The sequence below is a fragment of the Kluyvera sp. CHPC 1.251 genome (assembly GCF_036759945.1).
GTDB lineage: Bacteria > Pseudomonadota > Gammaproteobacteria > Enterobacterales > Enterobacteriaceae > Kluyvera > Kluyvera sichuanensis.
This window is the reverse complement of the sequence record NZ_JAPKIC010000004.1, coordinates 381,730-405,205: the sequence shown is the minus strand read 5'-3', so window position 1 is coordinate 405,205 and position 23,476 is coordinate 381,730. Positions and strand designations below refer to the sequence as shown.

Below are 23,476 nucleotides of genomic sequence, written 5' to 3'. Positions count from 1 at the left end.
GAATCTCACCTAATCCCCTGCATTTTCCTCTTCGTTAAATGAATGTTTAGGCACAATTCATCACTCTGTTGGCGAAAATAGTGACAACAGCGTCACAAAAAACACCACTATTACGGAATTTTCCGTAGACTTGGGTACTCTGAATAAGCGAATAAAATTCTTCAGGAGAGAAGCCATGAAGTGGCAACAACGAATTCGTGTCGCAACAGGACTGAGTTGCTGGCAGATTATGTTGCATTTACTGGTCGTCGCCGCACTGGTGATGGGCTGGATGGGCGGCGCGCTGGTACGCGTTGGCCTCGGGCTCTGCGTGCTGTATGCCGTGACCGTCGTATTGATGCTGGCGCTGCAGCGCCACCCTGAGCAGCGCTGGCGCGCGTTCGCCGACGTGCTCGAAGAGTTAACCACCACCTGGTATTTCGGCGCGGCGATGATTGTTGTCTGGCTGTTGTCACGCGTGTTGCACAATAACTACCTGCTGGCGCTGGCCGGGCTCGCTATCCTCGCAGGCCCAGCCGTGTTCTCGCTGCTGGTGAAAGAGAAAGCCTCAGGCGATCTTGCGGCGAAACATCGCGTACGCCACTGATCCCGTCGTGGCCGCTATAAACAGTAGCGGCCACAAACTCCCCCAGATAATCGACAAACTCGCATCCTTCAAATAGATCTGCTTGGTGATATCGGTAAAGTGACGTATCGGGTTTATCCACGTCAGATGCTGCAGCCACAGCGGCATGTTCTCCACCGGCGATACGTACCCTGACAGCAGAATCGCTGGCATCATAAAGACGAATACGCCGATAAACGCCTGCTGCTGCGTTGAGCACAGCGACGAGATAAGCAGCCCGAAGCCCACCAGCGAGAGTCCGTAAATCACCATCGTAAAGTAGAACAGCCCCAGCGACCCGGCGAAGGGGATCTGATAGGCCCATATCCCGACCGCCAGCACGATGCTTGCCTGGAAGGTCGCCACAATCAGCGCAGGCACCGCCTTACCAACGAAAATTTGCCAGGTGGCGAGCGGGGAGACCAGCAGCTGGTCGAGCGTACCCTGTTCACGTTCGCGCGCTACCGATAGCGAGGTGACGATCATCACGCCGATGGTGGTGATCATGGCGATCAGCGACGGCACCACAAACCATTTGTAATCGAGATTAGGGTTATACCAGTTACGCACCACCAGCTCGCTGTTATTGGGTTTCGCTTTTCCCTCCAGCAGCTCTTGCTGATAGTTTTTGACGATCTGCTGGAGATAGTTAGCGGCAATCTGGGCGCTGTTTGAGTTACGCCCGTCGAGCAGTAGCTGCATCGGCGCGGTCTGGAAAGTATCGAGATTACGGGAAAAATCGGCCGGGAAGCGCACCAGCAGCAACGCCTTCTGGGTGTCGATGGTCGGCTGGATCTCCTGCGGGCTTTGCAGCAGCAGAACGTGGGTAAACGCTTTGGCGCGGGCGAAGCGCTGGGTCAGCTCTACCGAATGTTTGCCGTTATCTTCGTTATAGACAGCGATGGTGGCGTTGGTCACCTCTAGCGTAGCGGCAAAGGGGAACAGCAGCACCTGAATAAGCACTGGCATGATAAGAATGGCGCGCGTCTGCGGCTCGCGCAGCAGCGACTGTAGCTCTTTGCGGATTAGCGTCCATAAGCGGTAAAACATAGTGCTGTCCTCATGTCGGGTGGCGCTGCGCTTACCCGACCTACAAGGCTCGTAGGCCCGGTAAGCGCAGCGTCACCGGGCAAAATGCGAGCACAAAAATTAATCCAACCGACGTTTAGTTTTCATCCACGTCAGGCCAATAAACATCACCGCCGAGGCAATCAAAAACAGCGTATTGACCATCAGCACTACCGGAATATTCCCCGCCAGAAACAGGCTTTGCAGCGTGCTGACGAAATAACGCGCCGGAATGATATAGGTCACCACGCGAATCGCCGCTGGCATACTGTCTATCTGGAAAATAAACCCGGACAGCATAATCGACGGCAGAAATGCAGCATTCAGCGCCACCTGGGCGGCGTTAAACTGGTTGCGGGTGATGGTCGAAATCAGTAACCCCATTCCCAGCGTGCTGAGCAAAAACAGGCTGGTGATGAAAAACAGAATCACCAGCGAGCCGCGATACGGCACGCCGAGTACAAACACCGACACCAGCATACAGAGCAGCATCGCTAGCATGCCGAGGAAGTAGTAGGGGATAAGCTTACACAGCAGCAGCTCGACGCGGGTCACTTCGGTGGAGAGCAGCGCTTCCATGGTGCCGCGTTCCCATTCGCGGGCAATTACCAGCGATGTCAGAATCGCGCCGATGACCGTCATAATGATGGTTATCGCCCCCGGAATAATAAAGTGCTGGCTGATGGCAGCCGGGTTAAACCAGTAACGGGTCTGCACGTCGATAAGCGGTTCGAAGCTTTGTCCGCTGTCCTCGGCGCGCTGTTTCTGCCACAGCTGCCAGATTCCTTCGACGTAGCCTTGCACAAAGTTAGCGGTATTAGGTTCGCTGCCGTCAGTGATCACCTGAATCGGCGCATCGTCGCCGGGGCGGGCCATTTTCTTATCAAAATCCACCGGCACCACCACCAGGCCGCGAATGCGCCCGGCCTGCATCATCTCAATCAGCTGTTGGCGGTTGTCGCTGATGGTGGCATCGATGTAGGGCGAGCCGGTGAGGGTATGGGTGAAGTCCAGCGCCTCTTTGCTCTGCTGTTCAAGCAGCACGCCGACCCGCAGCTTGCTGGAGTCGAGGTTGATGCCGTAGCCAAAAATAAACAGCAGCATCAGCGGGATCACCACCGCAATCAGCCAACTGCTGGGATCGCGGACGATCTGTCGCGTCTCCTTCACGCACAGCGCGCGCACGCGCCGCCACGATAGCCCTTTAGCGCTCATCGGCATGCTCCTTATCCCAGTCGTGGATGAGGGTGATAAACGCCTGCTCCATGGTAGGGTCAGGCTGTTGTTCATCGGCGGCTTTGGCTTTTAAATCATCCGGCGTGCCGCTGGCAATCAACTTGCCGCGATAGACCAGGCCAATACGGTCGCAGTACTCCGCTTCATCCATAAAGTGGGTGGTTACCATCACGGTGACCCCTTTTTCCACCATGCTGTTGATGTGCAGCCAGAACTCACGGCGGGTGATGGGGTCAACGCCCGAGGTTGGCTCATCGAGGAACAGAATATCCGGTTCGTGCATTAGCGAGCAGGCCAGCGCCAGACGCTGCTTAAAGCCCAGTGGTAATGCGTCGGTGGTGTGGCGAGCGATTTCCTTCAGGCCAAACGCTTCACTCATGCGCTCAATTTTGTCGTTCTGCACCCGACCGCGCAGGCCATATACGCCGGAGAAGAAGCGCAGGTTCTGCTCTACGGTCAGGTTGCCATAGAGGGAGAATTTCTGCGCCATATAGCCCAAATGCTGGCGCGCTTTGCCCGAACCGGTTTTTAGATCCATATCCAGCACTAACGCATTGCCGGAAGTGGGTACCAACAGGCCGCACATCATCTTGAAGGTGGTGGATTTCCCCGCGCCGTTTGGCCCGAGCAGGCCGAAAATCTCACCGCGCTTGACGGCAAAATTCACGTGGTCGGTGGCGGCGAAATCGCCGAATTTCTTAGTAAGCTGTCTGGCTTCGATCACCGTCTCATCCGCGGTGCCCTGAACGGTGTGCAGAATCGCCCCCAGCGGAGACTCTGAGGTGCCCGCACCGCCCAGCAGATCGATAAACGCATCTTCAAAGCGTGGCATGGTCTCTTCAATCTCCAGCTCCGGCATACCCGGTGCGCGTTTGAGATCGTCCGCCGTTGCCGATTTCTTCAGGATAACCCTTACTGAGCGGCCCTGAATCATGCCGTCGCTGACCATCTCCTGCTTCAGCGCGTGCTGTAGCAGTCGGCGGTTATTCTCCACTGGGCTATGCATTAAAAAGCTGCGCCCGGCCATGGTGCGGGTGAGGGCGGTGGGTTCGCCCTGATAGAGCAGCTCACCTTCGTTCATCAGCAGCACATCCTGGCACTGCTCGGCTTCATCGAGATAGGAGGTGCTCCAGAGGATCAGCATTCCGTCGCCCGCCAGTTCGTGCACCATCTGCCACAGCTCGCGGCGAGAGATGGGGTCAACGCCGACGCCGGGTTCGTCGAGCAGCAGCACCTTCGGTTCGCCAACCAGCGTACAGGCAAGTCCCAGCTTCTGCTTCATACCGCCGGAGAGCTTACCGGCCAGCCGCGAGGTAAACGGCCCGAGCGCGGTAAACTCCAGCAGGCGAGCGAAGGTTTTTTCGCGCGCCTCGCCGGTGACGCTGCGCAGGTCGGCGTAGAGGTTGAGGTTCTCCATCACCGTGAGGTCTTCGTAAAGGCCGAACTTCTGCGGCATATAGCCCATCACCGAGTGCAGTGCGCTATCGTCACGAATCGGGTCAAGCCCCAGCACCACGGCGCTGCCGTCGTCAGGCTTCAATAAACCCGCCAGCATGCGCATCAGCGTGGTTTTCCCTGCGCCGTCCGGGCCGACTAACCCGGTGACATAGCCCGCGTTAATCGTGCAGTCCAGCTTCGCTACCGCCGGTTTATTCATGCCGGCGAACTGTTTAACCAGCCCGTGCAGCTGAATCTGTTGGTCACTCATGGCGCGACTCATCGCTAAAGCGCAGGGTGACCGGCATCCCCTGACGCAGGCTATCGTCGGCATCGGTCACGATAATGCGCAGGCGGTAGACAAGGTCGGTTCGCAGGTCCGGCGTTTCAACGGTTTTCGGGGTGAATTCTGCAGTAGGCGAAACAAAGCCAATTTTGCCGTGATACGGTTTATCCGGCCGACCGTCGGTATAGAGTAAGATCTCGCGACCCGGCTGCGCCTGGCTGAGATTTTTTTCATCGACATAGGCGCGAACCCAGACCGGGCGGGTCAGGGAGAGTGTCAACACCGTACTGCCTGCGCTGAGCATGCTGCCGGGTTCCACGGCGCGGGTGAGTAGCGTACCGTCGGAAGGCGCGGTAAGAACGGTATCCTGTAAGTCCAGCGTGGATTGCGCCAGCTGTGCCTGGGCCTGTTCCAGATTGGCTTTGGCCTGGGCGATTTCCTGCGGACGGTTACCGGCGCGGTACTGGCTCAGTTTATCCTGCGCGGATTTCAGCGTCGCCAGCGCCTGGTCACGTGAGGATTTCGCGTTTTCCAAATCGTTTGCTGATAGCAGCCGTTTGCTCCACAGCCCCTGCTGACGCTGCAAGAAGCTTTGCGCGTAGTCATAGGCGGCCTGCGCCTGTTTGACGGCTGCAGCCGCCTGCGCAATCTCTTCGGCCCGGTAGCCCGCCATCATCAGGTCGTACTGCGCCTGGGCGGTGGCGACGTTGGCTTTTGCCTGCATCAGCGCGTTTTCAAACGGTGCTTTATCCAGTTCGCCTAATGTCTGCCCCTGTTTGATGGCATCCCCTTCGTCAACCGATAGCGACTGCAGGCGGCCGCCGACGCGGAAGCTCATATTAACGGTGCGGATATCGACGTTCCCGTACAGGGTCAGGCCGTTATTTTGCCGACTCTGATACCACCATGTTCCGCCGCCAATCAGGGCGACGATGACCACCACGACCAGAATAAGCGCTACCGGTTTTTTCATGACTTCAGGCTCCTTTGCGTCAGTCCTTGCAAAATCAAATCGATGTGGCAGGTCACCACCTGGAAAATCTGCTCGGCCTTGTCAGCATCAAACTGCGACCAGCCGGTACGCATCAGGATGGTTTCCCGTCCCAGGCGAAAGGCCAGCACTTCGCCGAGAAGCGCGTGGGTATGGAGGATCATCTGCGTACTGTTGGCGTCGCAGCCAGTATAGGCGGCAATCAGCCGGGTGAGGTGCGCGTGCAGCGGGGCGATGACCTGATCGTGGATCCGCTGGTAGGCGGCGGTCGGCGAAAGCTGCTCGCGGGAGATAAACTTGCTGAGGTTCAGGGTATCGTCCTGAGTGAGCAGCAGGATCATGTTCTGGCAGGCGCGGAGGATCAGCGCGCGCATGGCGTCTCGGTCCGGCTCAGGCTGGGCAAAGAGCTGTTCTGCCGCTTCGGCATGTGAGCGGAAATTTTCGCCAATAAAGTCGGCAATCCACTGCGCGCAGGCCTGGTATAAATCTTCTTTTGAGCCAAAATAGTAGGTAATTGCCGCGATATTCTGCCCGGCCTGGGCGGCAATGTCTCGGGTGGTGGCATGCAGCCCGTACTCGCCAAACTGGGCGAGCCCCGCGGCTATCAGCTGGCTTTTGGCCTGCTCACCTTTGCTGGTGATTGGCGTTGTGCTCATGGCGCTACCAAAATTAATCAAACGATTGATTAAGATTATGCCGCGTTTTTAAACTTGTCCAGTCTGGTGAATAATCTTGTTTTCTCCCCCGGAGGGGATAATTTATGCGGTGCATCACAAAAACTGCTACACTCCGCCCCTTCATGACATTGTGGTTTTTGTCATTCCCCCGTTTTTTATCCCCTCGAAAACTACACCGCGTGCGGTCGGGGTGGGTGTGGAGTATGTATGTCTTTTGATTCCCTCGGACTGAACCCCGATATTCTGCGTGCCGTTGCTGAGCAGGGCTACCAGGAACCCACTCCTATTCAGCAGCAGGCGATTCCCGCTGTACTGCAGGGCCGTGACCTGATGGCTAGCGCGCAGACCGGCACCGGTAAAACCGCAGGCTTTACGCTGCCGCTGCTGCAGCTGCTGGTTTCCCGCGAGCCGCACGTTAAAGGTCGTCGTCCGGTGCGCGCGCTGATTCTCACGCCAACCCGTGAGCTGGCCGCCCAGATTGGCGAAAACGTCCGTGAGTACAGCCGCTACCTGAACATCCGTTCGCTGGTGGTCTTTGGCGGCGTGAGCATTAACCCGCAGATGATGAAGCTGCGCGGCGGCGTTGACGTTCTGGTGGCAACGCCAGGTCGACTGCTGGACCTCGAACATCAAAACGCCGTGAAACTGGACCAGATTGAAATTCTGGTGCTGGACGAAGCGGACCGCATGCTGGATATGGGCTTTATCCACGATATCCGCCGCGTGCTGACCAAACTGCCTGCCAAGCGTCAGAACCTGCTGTTCTCCGCGACCTTCTCTGACGACATCAAATCACTGGCTGAAAAGCTGCTGACCAACCCGCTGGAAATCGAAGTGGCGCGTCGCAACACCGCTTCCGAGCAGGTGATGCAGCATGTGCATATGGTTGATAAAAAGCGTAAGCGTGAACTGCTGTCGCAGATGATTGGCCAGGGCAACTGGCAGCAGGTGCTGGTCTTCACCCGCACTAAACACGGCGCGAACCATCTGGCGGAGCAGCTGAACAAAGACGGCATCCGCAGCGCGGCAATCCACGGCAACAAATCGCAGGGGGCGCGTACGCGTGCGCTGGCTGATTTTAAATCCGGTGATATTCGCGTGCTGGTGGCAACCGACATCGCGGCGCGTGGCCTGGATATCGAAGAACTGCCGCACGTGGTGAACTACGAGCTGCCGAACGTGCCGGAAGATTACGTGCACCGTATTGGCCGTACCGGCCGTGCGGCGGCCACTGGTGAAGCGCTGTCTCTGGTGTGTGTTGATGAACTCAAACTGCTGCGTGACATCGAACGCCTGCTGAAGAAAGAGATCCCACGTATCGCCCTCGATGGTTATGACGTCGATCCGTCGATCAAAGCCGAGCCGATTCAGAACGGTCGCCAGCAGCGTGGCGGCGGTAACGGTGGCAACGGCGGTGGCCGTGGTCGCGGTCAGGGCCAAGGCCAGGGTGCAGGTCGCAGCCAGCAGCCGCCGCGTCGTAGCGATGGCGGTGCGCCGAAAGCCAAACCGCGCAGCGCAGAGGGCAAGCCGGCAGGCGATAAGCCACGTCCACCGCGCCGTCCGCGTAAACCTGCAGCAGCGCAGTAAATTGCGAGCCCGGCCGAAAGCCGGGCTTTCTTTTTTGCGGCGGCGTACAGAAAATGCCACAATAGTGGCTGTTTATACAGTATCTCAGGTTTTCTCATGGCTTTGACCGCTGCGCTAAAAGCGCAAATCGCCGCCTGGTATAAGGCGCTTCAGGAACAGATCCCCGACTTTATCCCCCGCGCGCCGCAGCGGCAGATGATTGCGGACGTCGCCAAAACGCTGGCGGGAGAAGAAGGGCGACACCTGGCGATTGAAGCACCGACCGGCGTCGGGAAAACGCTCTCGTATCTGATCCCCGGTATTGCCATTGCCCGCGAAGAGCAAAAAACGCTGGTGGTCAGTACCGCCAATGTCGCCTTGCAGGATCAGATCTACAGTAAAGACCTGCCGCTGTTGCGCAAAATTATCCCCGACCTGCGCTTTACCGCGGCCTTTGGCCGTGGGCGCTATGTCTGCCCGCGTAATCTGGCGGCGCTGGCCAGCACCGAGCCGAACCAGCAGGACCTGCTGGCGTTCCTCGACGACGAACTCACGCCAAACAATCAGGAAGAGCAGAAGCGCTGCGCAAAGCTGAAGGGTGACCTTGACGGCTATAAGTGGGACGGCCTGCGCGATCACACCGATATCGCCATTGACGATGATCTGTGGCGTCGCCTGAGCACCGACAAAGCCAGCTGCCTGAACCGCAACTGCCACTACTACCGCGAATGCCCGTTCTTCGTCGCTCGCCGAGAAATTCAGGAAGCGGAAGTGGTGGTCGCCAACCATGCGCTGGTGATGGCCGCGATGGAGAGCGAAGCGGTGCTGCCAGAGCCGAAAAACCTGCTGCTGGTGCTGGATGAAGGCCACCATTTGCCTGATGTTGCTCGTGATGCGCTGGAGATGAGCGCGGAGATTACCGCACCGTGGTATCGGCTGCAGCTCGATCTCTTCAGCAAACTGGTGGCGACCTGCATGGAACAGTTCCGCCCGAAAACCACACCGCCGCTCGCGCTGCCGGAACGGCTGAATGCCCACTGCGAAGAGCTGTACGAACTGATTGCCTCGCTAAACAATATTCTGAACCTCTATCTGCCGGTCACTCAGGAGGCCGAACACCGCTTCCCGATGGGCGAATTGCCCGATGAGGTGATGGAGATTTGCCAGCGCCTGGCCAAGCTTACCGAGATGCTGCGCGGGCTTGCCGAACTGTTCTTAAACGATCTGAGTGAAAAAACCGGCAGTCACGATATCGTGCGACTGCACCGCATTATTTTGCAAATGAACCGCGCTCTGGGCATGTTTGAATCCCAAAGCAAGCTATGGCGGCTGGCTTCACTTTCTCAGGCATCGGGCGCGCCAGTCACCAAGTGGGCGACACGTGATGCGCGCGATGGGCAGATGCACGTCTGGTTCCACTGCGTGGGCATTCGCGTGAGCGATCAGCTAGAACGTCTGCTGTGGCGCAGTGTGCCGCACATTGTGGTCACCTCGGCAACGTTGCGTTCACTGAACAGCTTCTCCCGTCTGCAGGAGATGAGCGGCCTGAAGGAGAAGGCGGGCGATCGCTTTGTCGCGCTGGATTCGCCGTTCAACCACGTCGAACAGGGAAAAATCGTTATTCCGCAGATGCAGTATGAGCCGCTTATCGACAACGAAGAGCAGCATATTGCTGAGATGGCGGCCTACTTCCGCGAGCAGGTTGAAAGTAAAAAACATCACGGCATGCTGGTGCTGTTTGCCAGCGGGCGCGCGATGCAGCGTTTCCTTGAGTACGTCACCGACCTACGGCTGATGCTGCTGGTGCAAGGCGATCAGCCGCGCTATCGGCTGGTGGAACTGCACCGTAAGCGAGTGGAGAACGGTGAGCGTAGCGTGCTGGTTGGCCTGCAATCATTTGCCGAGGGTCTGGATCTGAAAGGTGACCTGCTCACCCAGGTGCATATCCACAAAATTGCCTTCCCGCCGATCGATAGCCCGGTGGTGATCACTGAAGGGGAGTGGCTGAAAAGCCTCAACCGCTATCCTTTTGAAGTGCAGAGTCTGCCCAGCGCATCGTTTAACCTGATCCAACAGGTTGGGCGCCTTATCCGTAGCCACGGCTGCTGGGGCGAAGTGGTTATCTACGATAAGCGGTTGTTGACCAAAAACTACGGTAAGCGTTTACTGAATGCGTTACCGGTTTTCCCGATTGAACGCCCGGAAGTGCCGGAAGTGAAGCAAAAAGCCCCCACGGCGAAACCCAAATCGCCGCGCCGTAAAAAACGGTAGCCCGGTCGAGCGTTGTGCCGTCGGGACGAAGCCGCCGAATGAGCATGTAAAAGGAGCAGCACATGGATTATCGCAAAATCATCAAAGAAATCGGGCGCGGGAAAAATCACGCTCGTGACCTGGACCAGGACACCGCACGCGGCCTGTATAGCCATATGCTGGATGGCGACGTGCCAGACCTGGAAATGGGTGCGATTTTGCTCTCCATGCGTATTAAGGGCGAAGGCGAAGCGGAGATGCTCGGCTTCTACGACGCGATGCAGCAAAAGACGCTGCGCTTAACGCCGCCGGCAGGCAAGCCAATGCCTATCGTCATTCCGAGCTATAACGGCGCGCGTAAACAGGCCAACCTGACGCCGTTGCTGGCGATGCTGCTGCACAAGCTGGGCTTCCCGGTGGTGGTGCACGGCGTGAGTGAAGACCCGACTCGGGTGATTACGGAAACCATTTTCGCCCTGATGGGCATTGAACCTACTCGCCACGCTGGTCAGGCGCAGGCGAAGCTTGAAGGCCATCAGCCGGTTTATATTCCGGTTGGCGCGCTGTGTCCGCCGCTGGAACGACAGTTGAATTTCCGCTGGCAGCTTGGCGTACGCAACAGTGCCCATACGCTGGCGAAGCTTGCCACGCCGTTTGAAGAGCGCGCCGCGCTGCGTCTGTCCAGCGTGTCGCACCCCGAATACGTAGGGAAGGTTGCGAAATTCTTTGCCGATATCGGTGGGCGCAGCCTGCTGATGCACGGGACGGAAGGCGAGGTGTACGCCAACCCACAGCGTTGCCCACAGATTACCCTGATTGATGCTGAAGGGGCGCGAGTGGTCAATGAACGTCAGAGCGAGCAGTTGGAGACGGAAGTGGTGCTGCCGTCGAGCAAGGATCCAGAAATCACCGCTCAGTGGATTGAACGCTGTGTGGCGGGCGTTGAGCCGGTGCCGCATTCGCTGAAAATTCAGCTCGCGTGCTGCCTGCTGGCGACGGGGGAAGTGCAGAGTATGGACGAAGGGCTGGCACGAGTCGCGCAGTCGTATTAAGCCGGAGTGACCTAGGGAAAACAGCATCCCCAAATTCCACGCAAAAAAAGCCCGGCGTGGCGGCCGGGCAAATAAGGGTATCAACAAGTTCAATGAGGGTTGGAGCACCCGCGAGAGGTCAGGCTCACGGGGTATTACATCGGTTGGTTATTTGTAGATAACCGCGGTGCCGCTAACTTTGTTGTTGGTGTTAGCCGAGGTGATGCTGTAACCGGATGCGCCTGCGTCAGCGGCTTTCTGCGCCAGTTTTGCTTCCAGACCATCCAGCGTGCTTGCACCGTTAGCGGATACCACACCAATTTCATTCATTTTCTGCGCTTGTTCCTGAGTAACCGGTTGTGCAGCAAAAGCACCGAAAGACAGGGTAGAAAGGGCAATAGCAGCAACAGCATATTTAATCGTTTTCATCATTAATCTCTCGCAGGTGATGTTGTTCGGATGACGTTGTTTCCGTCGATGTGAGAAGTATCACGTTTTTTTTCGACGGAATAAATCGAAGAGAATTGATGTCCATGCTCAAAAAATTTGAACAATTATTAATGTATTGATTATTAATAAAATATTCATGAAATGAATGCATTTGCGGGATGTCTAGCGGTAAGAGCGCGATCTAGCGCACAATTTGTCACTTTATTTGCCAAAAAGCATGCTCGTAAAGATAACCGATTGCTCTGTATATGCAGGTATAGATTTGTCATCAGGGCTGGGTTAATCGGCTTTAATTAGCATTATATTCCAATAAATTGATTAGATGTAAACTTTTGTCATTAGTTTGTTTTTTGATGGAGCGGTTTACCTTTGATTGCCACTGATAGCCGGATTATCCGCTAGCCCCGTGTATCTCCATCATAAAATTTGAGAAATGTTTTGGGCTAAATTTCCGACCATTCCCGCAGCAGGTTATGGTAGAGATTAAGCAGCGAAAGCGCCTCGTCCGACTCACCATGGCGACGTTTTAAAGACTGAATATTGCCATCAAGCTCAAACAGCATGGCGCGGCGTTTGTCATCGCGAATCATTGACTGAATCCACATAAAGGAGGCAATGCGGACGCCTGACGTCACCGGCGTGACGCAGTGCAGGCTGCTGGAAGGGTAGAGCACCAAATCGCCCGCCGGAAGCTTCACCGCGTGCTGGCCGTAGGTATCGTTAATCGTCAGTTCGCCGCCCTCATAGCTCTCCGGGTCTGACAAAAATAGCGTGGCGGAGAGGTCGGTGCGCATCCAGCCGCTTTGCGGATGCTGGCGTACCGCACCATCGACGTGAAAACCGTAGGTCTCCTGCTGCTGATAGCGGTTGAACAACGGGCTGGAGATCGTCCTGGGCAACGCTGCGGCGAAGAACAGCGAGTGGCGATTCACCGCCTCCAGCACTTTCGCCTGCAGGCGGACGTAACGTTCGCTACGGGTGTCGACCTGCTGATTTTGTTTAACCTGCGCCCCTTGCGCGCCGACGGTCGCTCGACCATCTACCCACTCCGCCTGGTCCAGCTCTTCAACAAGCAGGCGAACCTCGTCGGCGTTCAATACGCCAGGAATGCGGTACATCATGGGAATCTCTCCTTAAAAAAGTGGGGCTTGCGCCCCACGATGATACTTAGAAGTGTACGTTAGCCGTTAACACGAAGGTTCTTGGCTCGCCCGGATGATAGCGATAGCCGCTCTTATTGATCGAGGCAACATAGTTGGTATCAAACAGGTTGTAGGCGTTTAACTGCAGGTCGAGCGTGCTGTTCACGCGGTAGCCAATCTTAGCATCGGCAACCCAGTAGCTGTCGGTGGAGTTTGGTGTGCCGACGGCACCATCAGTACCACGGCGCATGCTACCAATATAACGTGCACCCGCACCGACGGAAATGGCATCGGTTGCCTGATACTGGCTCCACAAGGTGAATGCATGCTCCGGCGTGTACGGCAGTGAAGATGAGCCGTCCTGCGCGACATCAGCACCCTGCTGGATGGTCGCTCGCTGCTGCGTAAAGCCGCCAATGACCTGCCATTCCGGGGTGATGTTGCCAGCCACGGAGATCTCATAGCCTTCTACGCGTTTGGTGCCGTACTGCGAATAGGTGCCGTCGTCGTTGGCTTCAACGTCGTTTTCAATATCGGTACGGAACAGTGCCGCCGACAGCAGCAGGCGTTTATCCAGCAGCTCCCACTTGGTGCCCGCCTCGCTGGTTTTGGCTTTCTGCGGCTTAAAGTCGGTACGGTTGGCGCTGTTGCCCGTGCCGCCAGCGGCCAGCGCGAAGTTGCTGCCGCCCGGAGGCTGCTGGGAGATGGCGTAGTTGACGTAGACGTTGCCGTTTTGCGTCAGGTGATACAGCGCCCCCGTTTTCCAGTTGACCAGATTACCCGATTTGGTCGCATCGACGGTGGTGACCGGCGTATTTTTGGCAACGCCCGCTGGGCAGGCAACCGCGCCACGGCCCGTACCGCCACACAGTGAGGCGCTGTCATATTCGGTGTGATAGCTATCCAGGCGAATGCCGCCGTTCAGCTCAAAATCACGGGTAATTTGCAGCGTGTCGAACGCGTAGACCCCAAAGGTATCGGTCTGGCCGTTAGCGTTAGCGCCACTACGGCTCAGGTTGCCGATGTTGACGTTACTGTTCGGGTTATACAGATTCACCACCGGGGCGGTCATCGGATAGACGCCGTAGTTCGTCTGCTGCTCGTGGGTAAACTCGACGCCGGTGCTGATATCGTGGCCGATAGCGCCGGTGTAGAACTTCGAAGTCAGGTTGGTCTGGTTGGTCAGGATCTTGTTGCTCACGTCTTTGGTGTTGACGTTGCGTGTCCAGGTCCAGGTACCGACATCATTAGGGTTTGGTTGACCGATGTTAGTTGCCCCGCCCATCACTGCCGTCATCAGATAGTCCTGCTTAATCTGCGACCAGCGGGTGGTGTTACGGATGGTGGTGGTGTCGTTGAAATCATGCTCGAAACGCATCGTCACCGTATCGGTAGTGGAGTCGTCGTAGTCTGAGTTGGTGCCGTAGAAGTTGTGCGTATCCACCTTGCCTGAGCTATTGAGCGCCGATGTCGCTGCATTTGGCGCGGAGTAGCCCGGTAGACCTACGGTTGGTACACCGCCATCCGGCGTGTTGTGCTGGGTGACGTGCAGATAGTTCAGGTACAGACGGTTTTGCGTCCCGAGACCAAAGGCAATGGAAGGGGCAACGCCGTAGCGCTCGTTTTTCACGTTATCACGCCCGGCGTCGTGGGTCTTTTCCCCCATCAGGTTTAAGCGCACGGCGGTGGTGTCGCCGATAGCTTCGTTCAGATCCAGCGTGCCGCGGCGATACCACGCGCTGCCTACGCTTGCTGAAGCATCGATACCAGAGTCCAGGCGCGGCTGCTTGCTGATCATGTTGATCGAGCCCGTCGGCGCGCTGCGGCCGTAGTCTGAACCAGACGGGCCTTTAATCACTTCTACCTGTTCAGTGTTGAAGGTGTCACGCGTCACGCTGCCGATATCACGAATGCCGTCGATGTAGATACTGTTCGACGTATCTGCACCGCGCATATAGATGGTATCGCCAGTCGATGAACTGCCGTTTTCACCCGCAAAGAATGCGCCCACGCCCGGCACGTTTTTCAGCGCGTCGGTCAGGTTGGTAGCACCCTGATCCTTAAGAACCTGCTCGGAAATTACCGTCACAGTACGCGTGGTGTCGGCAATCGGGCGGCTGAATTTCGGGTCGGCTGATTTTGTTGGGGCATACAGCGATGGGGCTTGCGCTTCAACAACCAGCGTATCTCCCTGGCCTTTTTCTTTACTGTCCGCGGCCTGAGCAGCAGGCGTCAGGCCAATGCACAGTCCGGTAAAGAAGGTGAGCGAGCCAAAGCTGCTGAACGGGGTAGTGCGATTTTTATCCATATCAATGAGCGTCTTATAATTTTTAAAAGCGATGTTAAAGATGACAACCGGGCACACCATGTCCCCTTTGCCACTGCAGGTTGCTTAATGTTTTTTTAAATGATGTTGATAATGATTGTGAGAAGCATTATCAAAACGCGTAACTTTTTATCACTCATTGAGCTAAAAATAAATACATTGCTTTACAGTTTCTTCATTTTTTATACATAAGGATTACACATCTGGAGAGAGCTCCCGGAGTCGCTGCGCTCGTCCGTGCTACAGATTCGTCGCCCGGACGAGGCGTCAACGCCGACCCCGGGGTGGCTCGGCGTTAAAATTTGCGTGCTGTCATGCACAAGAAAAACTGATGATTTGAGCTATACAGCGTTGAAGATTATGTTGTCGCAAGTGTGATAGGCAAGGCGCTATAACGGTGCAAACCGGAAACATAGGTAACACTTTAGCGCGTACCCCGGGCGAAGCGTTTACGCCGGCCCCGGGAAGGTATTATTCAGGCCTGACGCGCATCCGGGCGGATTAAGTCAAACCGATGACGCTCATCAATGGTGTAATAGGCCGACGGACCGCCGGCGCGGAGCACCGGCTGCGCTTTGGCGGTTTGGTAGATACCGTTTTCCAGCAGCGATTCGTCAATGTGAATGCCGACCACCTCGCCGAGCACCAGCCAGGTTTCGACGGCGATACCGTCCGCACCGGTGAGCTGAATGCACTGCGACAGGCGGCACTCGAAGTTAACCGGGCTTTCAGCCACGCGAGGCGCTTTCACCAACCGGCTGTCTATGGCCGTGAGCCCCGCGCGGGTAAACTCATCCTCGCCGTGTGGCAGCGTGGCGGAGGTTTCGTTCATTGCGATGGCTAAATCGCGGGTGGTCAGATTCCAGACGAATGCTTTGGTTTCGACAATATTCTGCACGCTATCTTTCCAGCCGCTGCTGGCAAAACCAATGATCGGTGGGCGATAGTTAAAGCAGTTAAAAAAGCTGTAGGGCGCAAGATTGCGTCGCCCCTGCGGGTCGACGGAGGAAATCCAGCCGATAGGACGCGGGCCGACGATGGCGTTGAGCGGGTCGTGAGGCAGCCCATGTCCGTGGGAAGGCTCATAAAAATACATAGCGCACCTGTTATTTAGAAGCAGGAATCCAGACTCCCTTATTTACCGCACCGTCGTCAACGGGTATCTTACGCCGCATTACGACAGGAGAAAGTCATGAGTACCCAAAAACCGGGTTTACACCCGCGTAACCGTCATCATAGTCGCTACGATCTCGAGGCGCTGTGCCAGGCCGTTCCCGCACTGTGCGATTTTATTACCCTTAGCCCGGCGGGCGAGCAGACCATCAACTTCGCTGATCCGCTGGCGGTGAAGACGCTGAACAAAGCGCTGCTGGCGCACTTCTATGCGGTCAAAGAGTGGGATATTCCGGAAGGTTTTCTTTGCCCACCGGTACCAGGGCGCGCGGATTATATCCACCACCTGGGCGACCTGCTCAGCGATGAGAGCGGTAACGTAGTAAAAGGGGCCAACATTCTGGATATCGGCGTCGGTGCGAACTGTATCTATCCGCTGATTGGCGCGCATGAATACGGCTGGCGCTTCACCGGCAGCGAAACGCACGCTGAGGCGTTTGCCAGCGCGCAGGCTATCCTGAGCGCGAACCCATCGCTGAACCGTATGATCCGTCTGCGTCGCCAGAAGGATACGACGGCGATGTTCAACGGCGTTATCCACAAAAATGAACAGTACGATGCCACCCTGTGCAACCCGCCGTTCCACGATTCGGCGGCTGCGGCACGTGCGGGCAGCGAGCGTAAGCGTCGTAATCTGGGGCAGGACCGTGACGATGCGCTGAACTTTGGCGGCCAGCAGCAAGAGCTGTGGTGTGAAGGTGGGGAAGTGGCCTTTATCAAACAGATGATCGCGGAGAGTAAAGGTTTTGCTCGTCAGGTGATGTGGTTTACGTCGCTGGTATCCAAAGGCGAAAACCTGCCGCCGCTGTACCGTGCGTTGACTGATGTGGGTGCGGTGAAGGTCGTCAAAAAAGAGATGGCGCAGGGACAGAAGCAGAGTCGCTTTATCGCCTGGTCGTTTATGGATGACGAACAGCGTCGTCGTTTCCTGGCGCGCAAACGCTAAGAAAAACGCCGTTTATCCCAAGGGGGAATAAACGGCGTTAGCATCAGGAGACGTGCTGCAGGAACTCTTGCAGACGCTGGCTTGGTGGGTTCTTCACCAGCTCCTGCGGGTTGCCATCTTCGGCAATCCGGCCTTTATCAATAAAGATCAGGCGAGACGCCACTTTCTCGGCAAAACCGATTTCGTGGGTCACGATGACCATCGTCATGCCTTCTTCCGCCAGATCCTGCATGACCTTCAGCACCTCGTGGCGCAGTTCCGGGTCAAGCGCCGACGTAGGCTCATCAAACAGCATCATCTTCGGTTTCACCGCCAGCGCACGGGCAATAGCTACGCGCTGCTGCTGGCCGCCGGAAAGCTCAGAAGGGTAGTGATGAGCGCGCTCGGCAAGGCCGACCTTCGCCAGCAGATCTTTGGCCAGCGTCTCCGCAGCGGCTTTATTAAGACCACGCACGCGGGTTGGGCCAAACATCACGTTCTCCAGCGCTGTCAGGTGTGGGAACAGATAGAACTGCTGAAACACCATACCCGCTTCCTGGCGGATCAGGCGTTCGTCCACTTTCGGGTCGTTGACCTTTAGACCATCGACGATCAGCTCACCGCTGGTTATCTCTTCCAGCTTGTTGATGCAGCGCAGCAGCGTCGATTTACCGGAACCCGACGGCCCGATAATCACCACGACTTCACCCTGCTTGACGTTGAGATCGATGTTATGTAGCACCTGGGTTTGCCCAAAGTGCTTAGAGACATTTTTAAATTCAATCACAGGATTTTCATCCTTCTTTCAAGAACGCGGAGCACGATGTTGAGTACCTGCGTGATAATGAGGTAGATAACGCCAACAGCGGTCCAGATTTCCAGCGCGCGGAAGTTCCCGGCGATAATTTCCTGACCGCTGCGGGTCAGCTCTGCGGCACCGATAACGATAAACAGCGAGGTATCTTTGATACTGATGATGAGCTGGTTGCCGAGTGCGGGCAGCATGCGGCGCAGGGCCAGCGGCATAATCACGTGACGAATGGTTTCGCGACGGGAAAGACCGAGCGCGAGACCGGCTTCGCTGAAACCTTTATGGATCGACAGCACCGAGCCACGGGTGATTTCGGCAATGTAGGCACCGGAGTTGATCATGATGGTGATCACCGCAGCGGTGAAGGTGTCGATGCGAATATCCGGGAAGGCCATCGGCAGGGCGAAGTAGATATACATCACCTGTACGACGATCGGCGTACCGCGGATCACTTCAATGAATACGAGGGCAATGTGGTTAGCAATCCAGCCGCCGTAGGTGCGGGCCAGCCCCGCCAGCAGACCGATAATAATACCGCCCGCCAGGCCAAGGATCGAAATCCACAGAGTCATTTTGGCGCCGTCCAATAAAATTGGAATGGCTGGCCAGATGACGCTCCAGTCAAACTGCATGATGTATTCCTGTATACCGTGGTGGAAAATAAAAAAATGAGTCAACGCGTGCTGACTAAAATTGTAGGCCCGGTAAGCGCATGCGCCACCGGGCGTTACAGAACCTGATCAGTCAGGTAGGTTTATTTAGGTTCAGTACCGAACCATTTTTTGTAGATTTCGTTGTAGGTGCCGTTCTCGCGCAGCGTTTTCAGCGCGCCGTTAACTTTGGTGCGCAGCTCGTCGTTGCCTTTAGAGAACGCAATACCGTACTGCTGCGCTTCCAGAGATTCACCTACCGCTTTGAACTGACCGTTACCGGCAGTTTTGATGAAGTAGAGAATGTTTGGCGTATCGTGCAGTACCGCGTCAGCGCGGTTGGTGCCTAATTCCATGTACGCGTTATCGATGTTCGGGAACTGACGCAGGTCTTTGGTTTTGATGTTGGCTTTCGCGTAATCAACAGAACCGGTACCGCTCTTCACAGCAACCACTTTGCCATCGAGATCTTTCACGCTTTTAATGTCGTTGTTGTTGGCTTTAACCATCACCAGCAGGCCGCTTTTGTAGTAGCCATCGGAGAAGTCGACCGCTTTTTTACGTTCGTCGGTAATGGTAATGCCTGCCAGCGCCAGGTCGATATTTTTGGTCTGCAGCGCTGGGATAATGCCGCTGAAGTCCATTGGCTTCAGGGTGTAATCCAGCTTCAGTTCTTTCGCAATCGCGGCCCACAGATCGATATCAAAGCCGACGTACTTGTCGCCTTGTTTGAATTCAAACGGAACGAACGCCGTGTCCGTTGCCACAACCAGTTGTTTGTCTGCAGCATGAGAAGAAACTGCAAAAGCCAGGGTGAGTGCAGCCAGTGAAACTTTAAACATAGACTTCATAGCATTTCCTTTTATATCCACGGGGCGATCCCCTGCGAGAACAATCGATATATGAAAAAATCGTGCCAACATTACAATTCGTTGTTTATTAACAAATAATGATTTTGGCGTTGCACAATTTCGGCAGGATAAATGTCCATATGCACCATTAAGGGGCACCAAAGTAGTGCGTGAAAAAGATGTTGTTAAGTATGGTGATTTTTAGCGCAAACGTAGGGGAGAAAACAATCTTTTATTAACGATTGTGTGAGGTGATTATTACAATTGATTTACTTTGGCGGGGTTTATAACCGTTATCGTGCACTTTTTTGGTGCGAAAGCCTTCCCGTCGGGCGACGGGAAGGAGACCGGTTTTACTTAAGGTTATTCAATATTCGCTTCGATGAACCACAGGAATTTGTCGAGATCGCGAGACGCGGCGGTGAAAATGTCGGCGGTATCTTCATCTTTTGCTTCGCTAATGGCTTTGCGTACGTCATTAGCTACGATGGCGTAGCGTTCCGCCAACGCTTTCAGGTGGTCCTGCACGCTGGTGATATCCAGCGGATAGCTTTTCAGCGGGGTCTGGGCATTGATCACCTGAGTGGTGCCAAGCGCAATACCGCCGAGCTGTACGGCACGTTCTGCCATGGTGTCAAGATGATCGGTCAGCGCAGTACGAAAGCCGTCGAGCATCTCATGAACGGCGATAAAGTTGGCGCCGCGCATGTTCCAGTGCGCCTGTTTGGTAATCAATGACAGATCGATAAACTGCAGAACCTGACGATTGAGTAACGCAACGGTCGCCTGTTTTTCGCTATCCGGAACGTCGTTACGCGTATAGAGCAGATGGGCATTTTTCGTTTTAACCAGTTTTGCAGTACTCATAATCATATATCCTCTTGATCTGATACACCTATAAAGTCGTGTGTATCTGCGTCCTCATGAATTAACGAAAACAAGTATAGCACCGTCACCGGAACGGTATTTTCTGATTCTGCCTATAGGTTTGATAGTAACGGCAATGGGTTTGATATTTTCCATTTAAAACAGTTGGTTATAATTTTTAAAGCGAGGTGATAATATTTTTAAGACTGTTTTATTGATATGAAATAAAAAGTTATGCAATCGCATGGGGTTATTATGCATAGTGGCGTGCACTATGCATAATATAAAAAACCTAACTGACATCGACCTCTTTAATTTTACTTTCCTGCCGCATGGTTAGCGTTGAACCCATCGATGCAATAATAATAGCACCCAGCGCCAGCGTCTGATTGAAGGTCAGCATCTCGCCGAGAAAAACCATCCCGGAGAGGGCGGCCAGCGCCGGTTCCATGCTCATCAACGTCCCGAAGGTTCGCGTCGGCAAACGGGTGAGGGCAATCATCTCCAGTGAGTAGGGCAGCGCCGTGGAGAGCACGGCGATAGCAAGCCCCAGCGGTAATATCGACCAATGCCATAGCGCATCCGTTGCCTGCAATGCTCCCAGCGGCACAAACACGATTGCTGCAATCAGCGAGCCCATGGCCACGGTTGCCGGGCCATGCTCTTCACCGGCACGTCGCCCGCTCAGAATATACACTGCCCAGCCTGCACCGGCCCCCAGCGCCAGCAGTGCGCCGGTTAAATCAACGTGCGCGACATCCTGGCCCAGCGGCAGCAGGAACCACAGACCGGCGACTGCCAGAATCACCCAGATAAAGTCGACCGGGCGACGTGATGAAAAGAGCGCTACCGCCAGCGGGCCAGTAAACTCCAGCGCCACCGCAATACCCAACGGAATACGCTGCAACGATAGATAGAAGAGGTAGTTCATGGCGCCAAGCGAGAGGCCATAAAAGAGCAGCGGCAGCCGCTGTTCTTTGGCAAAGCGCAGTCGCCAGGGCTTAAACACCACGACGAGGATTAGGGTGCCTAACGCCAGACGTAACGCGGTAACGCCTGGGGCACCGATCAGAGGAAACAATGATTTAGCCAGCGAAGCACCGCTCTGGATAGAGACCATTGAGATAAGAATAACGAGTATGGGTAACCATGACGGTACCTTGCGGGGCGTGCCGGGCATCTTCTTCCTGTCAGCTTTTGTCAAAAGAGGTAAAACCGGCAGTGTAATTGAAATAGTCGGCTACGGTTGAGGGATTGTTGAAAAAAAAGTGTCATGGAAGGGGTAGAATTTCTTCAGTCGAGGACATTTTGGCCTGTCAAACCAGGAATAATCTGGAAAAATTAACCTGAATTTTACCGACGTAGAGATAAGACTTAAGGTAAAAATATCTGGTTAATGAAAGGGATAGCGATAGATGGAAACAAAATGTTACATCATTGATGCCCTTAGACAGCGTTTGGTCGAAAGAGTTTCTTAACAATTTTTGATATATTTAAAACTTAGGATTTATTAGAAGCACATTTGAGGTGGTTATGAAAAAAATTGCATGTCTTTCAGCACTGGCCGCTGTACTGGCTATCTCCGCAGGTACTGCCGTAGCTGCAACTTCTACCGTTACTGGTGGTTACGCTCAGAGCGATATGCAGGGCGTTGCTAACAAAGCGGGCGGTTTCAACCTGAAATACCGTTACGAAGAAGACAACAGCCCACTGGGTGTGATCGGCTCCTTCACCTACACGGCTAAGAGCGACACTCAGAACGACTTCTACACTAAAGGTCAGTACTACGGCATTACTGCTGGTCCTGCTTACCGCATCAACGACTGGGCTAGCATCTATGGCGTAGTCGGTGTTGGTTACGGTAAAGCACAGTACAACCAGTTCCCAGAAAACAACAACAGCACCAGCGACTACGGTTTCTCCTACGGTGCTGGTCTGCAGTTCAACCCGATCGAGAACGTTGCTCTGGACGTATCCTACGAGCAGTCTCGCATTCGTAGCGTTGACGTAGGTACCTGGATCGTGGGTGCAGGTTACCGCTTCTAATCACTTCGGTGATGTAAAAAGGGGTCTTAATGACCCCTTTTTTATGCCCGTTGTCCAGCAGACTAGCAGCCTGCCGCGATGTAATCCCCGTTGGCGCTGATAGGAATGACCGTTAAAAACAGCACGGTTGCAAAGAGAATCAGCATCACGCCTCCGGCCACTTTAACCGCCGGCATCACCCAACGCTGTCCCGCCGCGCCGCCAAAAAAGGCGACCGTCCTTTCACGCGCATAGCGTACGGCAAGCGATAGCCCAAGAATAGACAGCGCTGTACCAAAGGCCATTGTCATCACTGTCGCAATCCCCCAACTGACAATACCGAGCGCATTGGCGAACATCAGAATCATAATCGCGCCGCTGCACGGCCGGGCGCCGATCGCCAGAATGACTCCCAGACGGGTTTTCCAGTCGCTTTGCGTCAGCGAGGCCCCCACGCCGTGATGCCCGCAGCCGCACTGTTCATCGTGCTGGTGCAGCGGTTTGAGCGATGAGATTGTTATTTTGCGCGGGCGCAGGCTTTTCAGCGCCTGATAGATAACGAACAGCCCAAACGCACCAATCATGACCGCGCTGATTTTCTCAACGTACCAGCGGCTGGTGCTGAGATCGCCGGAGGCCAGGTTTAAGCCCACCGCCAGAATAAAGACAAACAGAATCGCGCTGATGCCCTGCATCAGGCTGCCGATAAAGGGCACTACGCGGGCGGCAACCAGGCTCTCACGGTTGGTGCTGAGATAGGTAGTGACGATAAATTTGCCATGTCCTGGCCCAACGGCATGCAGCACGCCATAGAAGAACGCGCCGGTTAAAAGCCACAGTCCGCCGCTGTATTCGTGATTATTGAGCTGTAGCAAATACATCACCAGATAGCGGTGCAGGGTGATTTGTGTCGCTAGGCACCACTGAATAAAGGCGTTCCAGTGGGTGTGCAGGCTGAATGCGGTAGCGAGTAAGAGCAGCAGCATCATCCCGGCAGTAGGAATACGCCAGTCGCGCGTAAGACGTTGTGCGATCATCATCAGGCTCGCGGTGAGAGGAGTTGAGAACAGTATAGTAATGCAGAGTCTGACGGGTTTGCTATCCGCCTGC

Annotated in this window: 21 protein-coding genes; 6 read left to right on the top strand and 15 right to left on the bottom strand. The window is 55.3% G+C overall.

Annotated features, from left to right (window positions below):
* Positions 1–175: 175 nt before the first annotated feature.
* Positions 176–586 (top strand): YbhQ family protein, encoded by a 411-nt coding sequence (locus V6940_RS11000; protein WP_220438392.1) that lies wholly within the window; start codon positions 176–178, stop codon positions 584–586.
* On the opposite strand, the gene V6940_RS10995 is transcribed toward V6940_RS11000, so the two are convergent.
* The 5 genes from V6940_RS10995 to cecR form a co-directional block, all read right to left on the bottom strand.
* On the bottom strand, positions 548–1,654 hold the full coding sequence (locus V6940_RS10995) for an ABC transporter permease (RefSeq protein ID WP_333495881.1): 1,107 nt from the start codon (positions 1,652–1,654) through the stop codon (positions 548–550). The genes V6940_RS11000 and V6940_RS10995 overlap by 39 nt on opposite strands.
* A gap of 99 nt (positions 1,655–1,753) precedes the next feature.
* Positions 1,754–2,887 (bottom strand): ABC transporter permease, encoded by a 1,134-nt coding sequence (locus V6940_RS10990; RefSeq protein ID WP_333495880.1) that lies wholly within the window; start codon positions 2,885–2,887, stop codon positions 1,754–1,756.
* Positions 2,877–4,616, bottom strand: a complete 1,740-nt coding sequence (locus tag V6940_RS10985; RefSeq protein ID WP_333495879.1) for an ATP-binding cassette domain-containing protein — start codon at positions 4,614–4,616, stop codon at positions 2,877–2,879. The genes V6940_RS10990 and V6940_RS10985 overlap by 11 nt, the downstream gene beginning before the upstream one ends.
* Entirely contained in the window at positions 4,609–5,604 is a 996-nt protein-coding gene (gene hlyD, locus V6940_RS10980) for a secretion protein HlyD (protein ID WP_333495878.1), read from the bottom strand. The genes V6940_RS10985 and hlyD overlap by 8 nt, the downstream gene beginning before the upstream one ends.
* Entirely contained in the window at positions 5,601–6,278 is a 678-nt protein-coding gene (gene cecR / locus V6940_RS10975) for a transcriptional regulator CecR (RefSeq protein ID WP_333495877.1), read from the bottom strand. Before cecR ends, hlyD begins: the two co-directional genes overlap by 4 nt.
* A 228-nt stretch (positions 6,279–6,506) precedes the next feature.
* Here cecR and rhlE point away from each other — a divergent pair, with 228 nt between their 5' ends.
* The 3 genes from rhlE (at position 6,507) to ybiB (ending at position 11,167) form a co-directional block, all read left to right on the top strand.
* Entirely contained in the window at positions 6,507–7,886 is a 1,380-nt protein-coding gene (gene rhlE / locus V6940_RS10970; protein WP_333495876.1) for an ATP-dependent RNA helicase RhlE, read from the top strand.
* A gap of 96 nt (positions 7,887–7,982) precedes the next feature.
* A complete protein-coding gene (dinG, locus tag V6940_RS10965) occupies positions 7,983–10,136 on the top strand; it encodes an ATP-dependent DNA helicase DinG (protein ID WP_333495875.1) in 2,154 nt (717 codons plus the stop codon).
* 62 nt (positions 10,137–10,198) lie between these two features.
* On the top strand, positions 10,199–11,167 hold the full coding sequence (gene ybiB / locus V6940_RS10960; protein ID WP_333495874.1) for a DNA-binding protein YbiB: 969 nt from the start codon (positions 10,199–10,201) through the stop codon (positions 11,165–11,167).
* Positions 11,168–11,314: 147 nt separating this feature from the next.
* Here the strand turns inward: ybiB and ybiJ are convergent, their stop codons facing one another.
* The 4 genes from ybiJ to V6940_RS10940 all read right to left on the bottom strand — a co-directional run bounded on the left by ybiJ (position 11,315) and on the right by V6940_RS10940 (position 16,160).
* Positions 11,315–11,575, bottom strand: coding sequence for a DUF1471 family protein YbiJ (ybiJ, locus tag V6940_RS10955; RefSeq protein ID WP_185666760.1), 261 nt, complete (start codon positions 11,573–11,575; stop codon positions 11,315–11,317).
* 464 nt (positions 11,576–12,039) lie between these two features.
* The gene (gene ybiX, locus V6940_RS10950; protein ID WP_333495873.1) at positions 12,040–12,717 is read right to left on the bottom strand and encodes a PKHD-type hydroxylase YbiX; all 678 of its coding nucleotides are present in this window, start codon (positions 12,715–12,717) and stop codon (positions 12,040–12,042) included.
* 46 nt (positions 12,718–12,763) lie between these two features.
* The gene (locus V6940_RS10945; RefSeq protein ID WP_333495872.1) at positions 12,764–15,046 is read right to left on the bottom strand and encodes a catecholate siderophore receptor Fiu; all 2,283 of its coding nucleotides are present in this window, start codon (positions 15,044–15,046) and stop codon (positions 12,764–12,766) included.
* Between the two features lie 493 nt (positions 15,047–15,539).
* Complete coding sequence (locus V6940_RS10940; RefSeq protein ID WP_333495871.1) at positions 15,540–16,160, bottom strand: flavin reductase family protein; 621 nt, start codon at positions 16,158–16,160, stop codon at positions 15,540–15,542.
* Positions 16,161–16,256: 96 nt separating this feature from the next.
* On the opposite strand from V6940_RS10940, the gene rlmF reads away from it, so the two are divergent.
* On the top strand, positions 16,257–17,183 hold the full coding sequence (rlmF, locus tag V6940_RS10935; protein ID WP_333495870.1) for a 23S rRNA (adenine(1618)-N(6))-methyltransferase RlmF: 927 nt from the start codon (positions 16,257–16,259) through the stop codon (positions 17,181–17,183).
* A 43-nt stretch (positions 17,184–17,226) separates the two neighbouring features.
* On the opposite strand, the gene glnQ is transcribed toward rlmF, so the two are convergent.
* The 5 genes from glnQ to rhtA form a co-directional block, all read right to left on the bottom strand.
* Entirely contained in the window at positions 17,227–17,949 is a 723-nt protein-coding gene (gene glnQ, locus V6940_RS10930; protein ID WP_333495869.1) for a glutamine ABC transporter ATP-binding protein GlnQ, read from the bottom strand.
* Positions 17,946–18,605 carry a glutamine ABC transporter permease GlnP gene (glnP, locus tag V6940_RS10925; RefSeq protein ID WP_185666688.1) on the bottom strand — a complete coding sequence of 220 codons (660 nt, stop codon included), beginning with the start codon at positions 18,603–18,605 and terminating at the stop codon, positions 17,946–17,948. The genes glnQ and glnP overlap by 4 nt, the downstream gene beginning before the upstream one ends.
* A 122-nt stretch (positions 18,606–18,727) precedes the next feature.
* On the bottom strand, positions 18,728–19,474 hold the full coding sequence (gene glnH, locus V6940_RS10920; RefSeq protein ID WP_185666687.1) for a glutamine ABC transporter substrate-binding protein GlnH: 747 nt from the start codon (positions 19,472–19,474) through the stop codon (positions 18,728–18,730).
* Between the two features lie 363 nt (positions 19,475–19,837).
* The gene (dps, locus tag V6940_RS10915) at positions 19,838–20,341 is read right to left on the bottom strand and encodes a DNA starvation/stationary phase protection protein Dps (protein ID WP_123651747.1); all 504 of its coding nucleotides are present in this window, start codon (positions 20,339–20,341) and stop codon (positions 19,838–19,840) included.
* 292 nt (positions 20,342–20,633) lie between these two features.
* Positions 20,634–21,521 carry a threonine/homoserine exporter RhtA gene (gene rhtA, locus V6940_RS10910; protein ID WP_333495868.1) on the bottom strand — a complete coding sequence of 296 codons (888 nt, stop codon included), beginning with the start codon at positions 21,519–21,521 and terminating at the stop codon, positions 20,634–20,636.
* Between the two features lie 353 nt (positions 21,522–21,874).
* On the opposite strand from rhtA, the gene ompX reads away from it, so the two are divergent.
* The gene (gene ompX, locus V6940_RS10905; RefSeq protein WP_185666685.1) at positions 21,875–22,387 is read left to right on the top strand and encodes an outer membrane protein OmpX; all 513 of its coding nucleotides are present in this window, start codon (positions 21,875–21,877) and stop codon (positions 22,385–22,387) included.
* 62 nt (positions 22,388–22,449) lie between these two features.
* Here ompX and V6940_RS10900 read toward each other — a convergent pair whose 3' ends face one another.
* Positions 22,450–23,403, bottom strand: a complete 954-nt coding sequence (locus tag V6940_RS10900; protein ID WP_333495916.1) for a nickel/cobalt transporter — start codon at positions 23,401–23,403, stop codon at positions 22,450–22,452.
* Positions 23,404–23,476: the final 73 nt, after the last annotated feature.

Excerpts from the sequence above, each read along its gene's own strand:
- rlmF (WP_333495870.1), top strand. The coding sequence starts at position 16,257 with ATGAGTACCCAAAAACCGGGTTTACACCCGCGTAACCGTCATCATAGT.
- V6940_RS11000 (WP_220438392.1), top strand. The coding sequence starts at position 176 with ATGAAGTGGCAACAACGAATTCGTGTCGCAACAGGACTGAGTTGCTGG.
- dps (WP_123651747.1), bottom strand. The coding sequence starts at position 20,341 with ATGAGTACTGCAAAACTGGTTAAAACGAAAAATGCCCATCTGCTCTAT.
- glnH (WP_185666687.1), bottom strand. The coding sequence starts at position 19,474 with ATGAAGTCTATGTTTAAAGTTTCACTGGCTGCACTCACCCTGGCTTTT.
- ybiB (WP_333495874.1), top strand. The coding sequence starts at position 10,199 with ATGGATTATCGCAAAATCATCAAAGAAATCGGGCGCGGGAAAAATCAC.
- V6940_RS10945 (WP_333495872.1), bottom strand. The coding sequence starts at position 15,046 with ATGGATAAAAATCGCACTACCCCGTTCAGCAGCTTTGGCTCGCTCACC.
- ybiX (WP_333495873.1), bottom strand. The coding sequence starts at position 12,717 with ATGATGTACCGCATTCCTGGCGTATTGAACGCCGACGAGGTTCGCCTG.
- V6940_RS10900 (WP_333495916.1), bottom strand. The coding sequence starts at position 23,403 with ATGATCGCACAACGTCTTACGCGCGACTGGCGTATTCCTACTGCCGGG.
- rhtA (WP_333495868.1), bottom strand. The coding sequence starts at position 21,521 with ATGCCCGGCACGCCCCGCAAGGTACCGTCATGGTTACCCATACTCGTT.
- rhlE (WP_333495876.1), top strand. The coding sequence starts at position 6,507 with ATGTCTTTTGATTCCCTCGGACTGAACCCCGATATTCTGCGTGCCGTT.
- V6940_RS10985 (WP_333495879.1), bottom strand. The coding sequence starts at position 4,616 with ATGAGTGACCAACAGATTCAGCTGCACGGGCTGGTTAAACAGTTCGCC.
- V6940_RS10990 (WP_333495880.1), bottom strand. The coding sequence starts at position 2,887 with ATGAGCGCTAAAGGGCTATCGTGGCGGCGCGTGCGCGCGCTGTGCGTG.
- cecR (WP_333495877.1), bottom strand. The coding sequence starts at position 6,278 with ATGAGCACAACGCCAATCACCAGCAAAGGTGAGCAGGCCAAAAGCCAG.
- dinG (WP_333495875.1), top strand. The coding sequence starts at position 7,983 with ATGGCTTTGACCGCTGCGCTAAAAGCGCAAATCGCCGCCTGGTATAAG.
- V6940_RS10940 (WP_333495871.1), bottom strand. The coding sequence starts at position 16,160 with ATGTATTTTTATGAGCCTTCCCACGGACATGGGCTGCCTCACGACCCG.
- V6940_RS10995 (WP_333495881.1), bottom strand. The coding sequence starts at position 1,654 with ATGTTTTACCGCTTATGGACGCTAATCCGCAAAGAGCTACAGTCGCTG.
- ybiJ (WP_185666760.1), bottom strand. The coding sequence starts at position 11,575 with ATGAAAACGATTAAATATGCTGTTGCTGCTATTGCCCTTTCTACCCTG.
- glnP (WP_185666688.1), bottom strand. The coding sequence starts at position 18,605 with ATGCAGTTTGACTGGAGCGTCATCTGGCCAGCCATTCCAATTTTATTG.
- ompX (WP_185666685.1), top strand. The coding sequence starts at position 21,875 with ATGAAAAAAATTGCATGTCTTTCAGCACTGGCCGCTGTACTGGCTATC.
- hlyD (WP_333495878.1), bottom strand. The coding sequence starts at position 5,604 with ATGAAAAAACCGGTAGCGCTTATTCTGGTCGTGGTGGTCATCGTCGCC.